Source organism: Pseudomonas sp. NPDC087639, assembly GCF_044743385.1.
GTDB lineage: Bacteria > Pseudomonadota > Gammaproteobacteria > Pseudomonadales > Pseudomonadaceae > Aquipseudomonas.
The window spans coordinates 940-1,324 of record NZ_JBIUWI010000171.1; the positions used below are offsets into that span (position 1 = coordinate 940).

At 62.6% G+C, this 385-nt stretch carries 1 pseudogene; it reads right to left on the reverse strand.

Annotation, left to right across the window (positions count from 1 at the left end):
* Positions 1-385: pseudogene (locus ACIOVB_RS27605) on the reverse strand (NADH-quinone oxidoreductase subunit F); the annotation flags it as partial.

Sequence of the window (385 nt, forward strand, 5' to 3'; positions counted from 1 at the left end):
GTGCCCAGGGTTTCAACGTTGGTCACGCAAGTCGGCTTGCCCCACACGCCAACGGCGGCAGGGAAGGGCGGCTTGGAACGCGGGTTGGCGCGGCGGCCTTCGAGGGAGTTGATCAGTGCGGTTTCTTCACCGCAGATATAACGCCCGGCGCCGGTGTGGACGAACAGCTCGAAATCGAAGCCCGAACCCAGGATGTTCTTGCCCAAAAGGCCAGCAGCCTTGGCTTCTTCCACGGCACGGTTGAGGTGCTTGGCGGCGGTGGTGTATTCGCCACGCAGGAAGATGTAGCCACGGTAGGTTTTCAGCGCGCGAGCACTGATCAGCTTGCCTTCGCTCAGCGGATGGGGCAGTTGCTCCATCAGCAGGCGGTCTGTCCCGGTGTTCG